The organism is Bacteroidia bacterium, assembly GCA_019695265.1.
GTDB lineage: Bacteria > Bacteroidota > Bacteroidia > JAIBAJ01 > JAIBAJ01 > JAIBAJ01.
Genome location: JAIBAJ010000151.1, coordinates 1 through 6,183, shown reverse-complemented (window position 1 = coordinate 6,183; position 6,183 = coordinate 1). Strand labels below are relative to the sequence as shown.

Sequence of the window (6,183 nt, the reverse complement as noted above, 5' to 3'; positions counted from 1 at the left end):
TATTTGGCTAACCTGCTTCACTGAGTCAATGAATTGACCGGGTTTGGCAATGCCGCAAAAAACCAACCAACGTTCAATAGCTTTTTCAGGTTTTTTCAAAGACTTGCATATAGGTTTTCCTATTTTTTGCTCCGATTCAATTACCCAAGCCTTACCTCGTACATACGATTGGGTCTTAGTCTTGATTCGGGTGGTAATTACCATGTTTGCCCTTTTTTCCGATTGCGGAATATCCCTTAAACTTCCCCAAGGAAATAACTTGTTTTTCCAGTAAGGTTGTTCTCCATTAGTAAGTAATATGGAATAATGAGGACTTACCCTTCGATGCTGAAAAGCATCATCCAGAATAAGTACCGAAAGGTTCGGATGAACTCTTTCCAAATAAAGAATTCCTTCTTCTCGGCTTTCGCAAACCACTACCGGAATTTCAGGAAATTTGTTTTTAATTAACAAGGGTTCATCTCCAACCTGATTGGCAGTTGAGTCTAAATCCACCGTTTTCAAACCTTTTGTTAAACGGCCATATCCTCGACTTACAAATCCCGGCCGCTGTCCCTGGCTTATTAATTTTTCTATTAAATAAATAGAATGCGGCGTTTTTCCTGTCCCTCCAAATTCTAAATTTCCAACGCAAATTGTCAATACAGAGGGCCTATAGGAGGCAATAAGGCCGGTGTCATAAAGCCAATGCCTTATCCTCAATACAAGTCCATAAAAAATCGCTATCGGCGCTAGTAAGTTTCGCACGGCTAAAGGTAAGTGCAAAGATGACAATTCTTATCTTTGCCCATATGATTCTTGATATTCTTGCATTTGGAGCTCATCCTGACGATGTTGAATTAGCTGCCGGAGCTACCCTGGCAAAGCAGGTTTTCCTTGGAAATTCCATTGGTATTGTAGACTTAACCAGAGGCGAACTTGGAACCCGTGGAACTCCGGAAATCAGAGACCTGGAGGCCATAGATGCAGCGAAAATTTTGGGCGCCTCTGCCCGGGAAAACCTTTGTTTTAAAGATGGGTTCTTCCAAATTGATGAGTTTCATCAACGAAAAATCATCGAGGTTATTCGTAAATACCGTCCTAAATTGGTTCTGGCAAATGCACCAAACGATCGTCATCCTAATCATGGTAGAGCAGCAAAATTGGTCGTTGAAGCCTGTTTTCTAGCCGGACTCCGACAAATTGAAACCCGTATCGATGGACAATTGCAAGATCCTTGGAGACCCTCCAATGTTCTCCATTACATCCAATTTTATGATCTGAAACCTGATTTTATTTTCGATGTTACCGGATTCTGGAATACCAAAATGCAAGCGGTTTTGGCACATAAATCACAATTTTATAACCCCAACTCCAACGAACCTCCAACCGTTATTTCCAGCAAAGGTTTTTTGGACTCTCTTAGCAATCGTGCTTCCGAATTAGGTCGCTTAATCGGCACTGAACATGGAGAAGGTTTTATTAAAACCAGAGATTTTGGAGTTAATAACCTCCTGGATCTCATTTAAGCCATTTCCCAATTTTCTACTACCAATCCGCTTATCCGATTGAAAAATTCAGGTTGTCTGGTAATTAATTTGTATTGGTTTTCTAAACAAATAGCTGCAATAAGGATACTGATGTCGTCAAATGGATTTTTTAAACTCTTTGCTGAAGAATAAAGTCCGGCAGCTATCTCAATCGAATTGACAGTCAATGGAATAATGTTATTATAACGCGAAAATTCCATAAAATCATTTAATTGCTTCATAGCTTTGTTAGCATTCAAGTTTTCAATGATTTCATCGTAGGATAATACACTGATATTCAGCCTTCCGTATTCAGCTAAATACTTTTTCATCTGACTTTCTACTTGTTTATTTCCCTTTAAATAGAGAAACAAAATATCGGTTTCTATCAATGCCTGCATCCCTAGAGCTTTTTAGCTTTTCTATTCGTGTAAATTTCCTTTAATACGGCGTTAAAAACTAAATCCGGAACAGTTTTCCAAACTCCTGCTAAATTGGTGTTTCTTTCCCTTGCTTTTTGAATATCATCTTCCTCATCCAATCCCAACCAATGATACAAGGCCTGTAAACGCTCTTCATCCAAACTCTCTACCTTCCTAAATATTCTTCTCTTGGTCGAATTGTCCATCTTATTTAAATGGTGAATTGGCTTCCTTCGAAACAGTATTATAAACCAAATGATCAACCCATTTCGGAAAAAATTTATTCAAAAATACAAGCAATTTTCCTTGCCTAGTCAGTACCAATCTATCCTTCCTGCTCCTTACCGAGGACACAATATGTGAAGCTACTTCCTCAGCACTCATCAAATTTCCTTCCTCAAACGGGGTTTCACCTTGTGCACTTCCATCAGCCGATAGGGCCACATTTCGGATGTTCGATGCGGTGTATCCCGGACAAGCAATCAATACATGCAACCCGGTGTTTAGGTTCTCTAACCTCAACGATTCTAAAAAGCCTTGCATGGCAAATTTAGATGCTGAATATCCTGTCCGCCCGGGTAATCCTTTATATCCGGCAATAGATGATATTCCCACTACTGATCCCTTGCTTTCCAATAAATAGGGCAATGCATATTTGGTACAATAAACAGTTCCCCAAAAATTAATCGCCATAACACGTTCAATTACACTCAATTCCATATCTTTAAATACGGCCCTCATGCTTATTCCGGCGTTGTTTATTAAAATATCCAACCTGCCAAATTCTTCTATGGTTTTGTCAATCAGTGTTTTACAGTCTTTTTCAATGGCAACATCTCCGGTAACCACCAACACTTTGTTGCCATATTTTTCTAATTCTTTCCGGGTTGTTTCCAAGGTTTGAAGGGTTCTGCCATTAATAACCACTTGGTAACCTTGGGCCGAATAGGCCTGTGCCAGTGCTTTTCCAATTCCGCTGCTAGCACCTGTTATAACTACTGTTTGTTTGTTATTATTACTCATTTTGCGTAGCGAAGGTAATGGATTCGGCGGTTTGAACAAGATTTACCTGATTACAATTTTGCTTGTTTTGGTTTTTATGCGGGTACCTTCGCATGAATATTTCATTTTGTCTGAAATTTCCGGGCTCAGGTCCGGGCTATCCGTTCCAAATCCTCGCCGACCTTGGCTAACGCCGCGGTCGGCTGTGGGTTTTCCACTTCTATCCCTACCCGAACCGTACCTCAGAGTTTCATCGGTCTTCAACAAACAGTAAGGTTTATTGGCTGAATTAGTAGAAGGAGTTTCAACCATAGTTTTAAAAATTATTAACGAGTATAACTTCAAAAACCAAAGTTCCGTTGTAAATAAAAAAATAAACGTACTATGGCAGAATTAAGCAAAAACTGGCTAACTGATAAGTACATTGATTTTGAATACAAAAAGTACACCTTGTTGGCTTGGCTTCAGGAAGTAAATTCGAACTTTCACGCCCAAAAACTCTATCCTTTTTTAGCACAATTAATCGATCATTACCGGGAACTTATTCATTTACGATCGAACCGATCGGTGTTTTTGTCCAAATTACCGAAACAATTAAAAGGAATTGACTTAAAGAACCTGGAATTAGATTTTGAAACTCATTTCAATGGAGAGCAAGATTTATTGCAGGAACTCGAAGAAATTCTTCATTATTCTATTGAGCAAATGGAAGCCGTATTAAAACAAGGCAAGTCTATTTACGAAGAAATTGAATCACATCTGAAATTGGAATCTGTTGGAATTCAGCCCCTAAAAAATAATTTTGGCTACCTGATGCTTGGACAAACCAAATCACGCGAAACGAGGGTTTACGAATACCAGGTAACTATATTTCAGAATCCTCAAGACAATTACCGAGGCTTAAGTACCCACTTTATTGCTTCCTATTTCCAAAGTATAACCAATACTCCCGAACGTATTAAAGAGGATTTAATAAAAAAGCAGACTTTTTTTACTCCACCGGCTACCTATTTAATAGAAGCTGATTTGGATATTCCATTTGAAGAAACTTTTTTCCCAATAGCTCGAAGAATGATGATGAGAAAACTTGCCATCTAAATCTACCCCTAAAAACGAACAGGGTTTTAAGAAGCTTAGCTACTTAAAACCCTGTTCGTTTTTCTTGTCTAGGTATAAATTTCAAATTACCTGCTTAAATACAGGTTTCTTTCCGAGTAGACTTTGATAAAATACTCATCCGTTAAATCATCGATGAAGTAAATTCCTTCCCCTGTCGATTTCATTTCAGGACCAAGTTCTTTATTGATGTCGGAAAATTTCTCGTATGAAAATACCGGAATTTTTATCGCATATCCCTTTTTTCTGGGGTTAAAGTTAATGTCACTAACCTTTTTAGCCCCCAACATTACCTTGGCTGCATAATTAACATAGGGTTCGTCGTAAGCTTTGGCGATAAAAGGAACCGTTCGGCTTGCCCTTGGATTTGCTTCAATTACATAAACCTTTTCATCTTTTATTGCAAACTGAATATTAATTAATCCTACAGTTTTTAGCGCAACTGCTATTTTCTTGGTGTAGGTTTCAATTTGGTTCATTACATTTTCACTCAGGTCGAAGGGCGGTAGAACTGCATAACTATCGCCACTGTGTATACCGGCCGGTTCAATATGCTCCATAATACCAATAATGTGAACATTTTCTCCATCACAAATTGCATCTGATTCAGCCTCTATAGCCCTTTCAAGAAAATGATCCAGCAATACTTTATTGTCCGGAATGTCCCTCAGAATATTAACAACATGTTGCTCCAGTTCGGTATCGTTAATTACAATTTTCATGCTTTGTCCGCCCAATACATACGAAGGACGAACCAACAAAGGATAGCCTAATTCTTTCGCCAATTCTAAGGCCTGTTCTGCATTTTTAATTACACCAAACTTCGGATACGGAATATTTAAGTCCCGAAGCAAAGATGAAAAGCTTCCCCGGTCTTCGGCCAAATCCAATGATTGAAAGTCGGTTCCAATTATTTTAATACCGTGCCTATGGAGTTTTTCGGCTAATTTTAACGCTGTTTGCCCACCCAGTTGTACAATTACACCTTCCGGTTTTTCATGGGATATAATGTCAAAGATATGTTCCCAAAAGATTGGTTCAAAATAGAGTTTGTCTGCAATGTCAAAATCGGTTGAAACCGTTTCGGGATTGCAATTAATCATAATGGTTTCGTATCCACATTCCTTGGCAGCCAATACCCCGTGAACACAAGAATAATCAAATTCAATACCTTGTCCAATTCGGTTTGGTCCACTACCTAAAACCACTATTTTCTTTTTGTCGGATCGAATGCTTTCGTTTTCTGAATCGAAGGTTGAATAGTAGTATGGGGTTTGTGCTTCAAATTCAGCAGCACAGGTGTCTACTAATTTATAAACCCGTTTTATGCCTAATTCCTGACGTTTGTTAAAAACTTCGCTTTCCAGGCAACGAAGTAAATGAGCAATTTGTCGGTCAGCAAAACCTTTCTTTTTGGCTTCTAAAAGCAATTCCTTTGGGATATTTCCCAAATGGTAGCGCTCTATTTCTTTTTCAGTTTTTACCAAATCTTCAATTTGACTCAGAAACCAAGGGTCAATTTTTGTCAGGTTTTGTATTGTTTTAAATGGAATTCCTAAAAACATGGCATCCCTGATATGCCAAATCCTATTCCAACTGGCATTTTTTAAACTATCCAGTAGTTTATTCTGATCGGTAAGATCCTTTCCATCGGCGCCTAAACCATTTCGTTTAATTTCAAGGCTTTGGCAGGCTTTCTGAACTGCTTCCTGAAAATTACGTCCAATGGCCATAACCTCACCGACACTTTTCATCTGAAGTCCTAAACGGGTATCGGTTCCTTTAAATTTGTCAAAATTCCACCTTGGAATTTTAACGATTACATAATCCAATGTGGGTTCAAAGAAAGCCGAAGTAGTTTTTGTGATTTGGTTTTTTAGTTCATCTAAGGTGTAACCAATAGCCAATTTAGCTGCAATCTTTGCAATCGGATAACCGGTAGCTTTGGAAGCAAGTGCCGAAGACCGGGAAACTCTGGGGTTAATTTCAATGGCAATAATTTCTTCTGTTTCGGGTTCAACAGCAAATTGCACGTTACAACCACCTGCAAAATTGCCAATATTTCGCATCATCTTAATGGCTAAATCTCGCATGTGCTGAAAGGTTGTATCACTTAAGGTCATACAAGGTGCCAC

General features: G+C 38.7%; 7 protein-coding genes. 2 read left to right on the top strand and 5 right to left on the bottom strand.

Annotation, left to right across the window (positions count from 1 at the left end; genetic code table 11):
• Window positions 1–747, bottom strand: a 747-nt coding sequence (gene lpxK, locus K1X82_14415; GenBank protein MBX7183302.1) for a tetraacyldisaccharide 4'-kinase, incomplete at its 3' end; no start/stop codon positions are given.
• A gap of 44 nt (window positions 748–791) precedes the next feature.
• Here lpxK and bshB1 point away from each other — a divergent pair.
• Window positions 792–1,508, top strand: a complete 717-nt coding sequence (bshB1, locus tag K1X82_14410; protein ID MBX7183301.1) for a bacillithiol biosynthesis deacetylase BshB1 — start codon at window positions 792–794, stop codon at window positions 1,506–1,508.
• On the opposite strand, the gene K1X82_14405 is transcribed toward bshB1, so the two are convergent.
• From K1X82_14405 to K1X82_14395, 3 genes are read right to left on the bottom strand one after another with little or no spacing between them, the layout of a single operon-like run.
• Window positions 1,505–1,909, bottom strand: a complete 405-nt coding sequence (locus K1X82_14405) for a type II toxin-antitoxin system VapC family toxin (protein ID MBX7183300.1) — start codon at window positions 1,907–1,909, stop codon at window positions 1,505–1,507. The genes bshB1 and K1X82_14405 overlap by 4 nt on opposite strands.
• Before the next feature lie 2 nt (window positions 1,910–1,911).
• Window positions 1,912–2,136 carry a hypothetical protein gene (locus K1X82_14400; protein ID MBX7183299.1) on the bottom strand — a complete coding sequence of 75 codons (225 nt, stop codon included), beginning with the start codon at window positions 2,134–2,136 and terminating at the stop codon, window positions 1,912–1,914.
• A gap of 1 nt (window position 2,137) precedes the next feature.
• Window positions 2,138–2,953, bottom strand: a complete 816-nt coding sequence (locus K1X82_14395; GenBank protein ID MBX7183298.1) for an SDR family oxidoreductase — start codon at window positions 2,951–2,953, stop codon at window positions 2,138–2,140.
• Window positions 2,954–3,316: 363 nt separating this feature from the next.
• Here K1X82_14395 and K1X82_14390 point away from each other — a divergent pair, with 363 nt between their 5' ends.
• Entirely contained in the window at window positions 3,317–4,030 is a 714-nt protein-coding gene (locus K1X82_14390; protein MBX7183297.1) for a hypothetical protein, read from the top strand.
• A gap of 86 nt (window positions 4,031–4,116) precedes the next feature.
• Here the strand turns inward: K1X82_14390 and carB are convergent.
• A partial coding sequence (gene carB / locus K1X82_14385; protein MBX7183296.1) for a carbamoyl-phosphate synthase large subunit occupies window positions 4,117–6,183 on the bottom strand: 2,067 nt, incomplete at its 5' end.

What these genes read in the sequence shown, in the direction of transcription:
- K1X82_14395 (MBX7183298.1), bottom strand. Translation starts at nt 2,953, where the DNA reads ATGAGTAATAATAACAAACAAACAGTAGTTATAACAGGTGCTAGCAGC.
- bshB1 (MBX7183301.1), top strand. Translation starts at nt 792, where the DNA reads ATGATTCTTGATATTCTTGCATTTGGAGCTCATCCTGACGATGTTGAA.
- K1X82_14390 (MBX7183297.1), top strand. Translation starts at nt 3,317, where the DNA reads ATGGCAGAATTAAGCAAAAACTGGCTAACTGATAAGTACATTGATTTT.
- K1X82_14400 (MBX7183299.1), bottom strand. Translation starts at nt 2,136, where the DNA reads ATGGACAATTCGACCAAGAGAAGAATATTTAGGAAGGTAGAGAGTTTG.
- K1X82_14405 (MBX7183300.1), bottom strand. Translation starts at nt 1,909, where the DNA reads ATGCAGGCATTGATAGAAACCGATATTTTGTTTCTCTATTTAAAGGGA.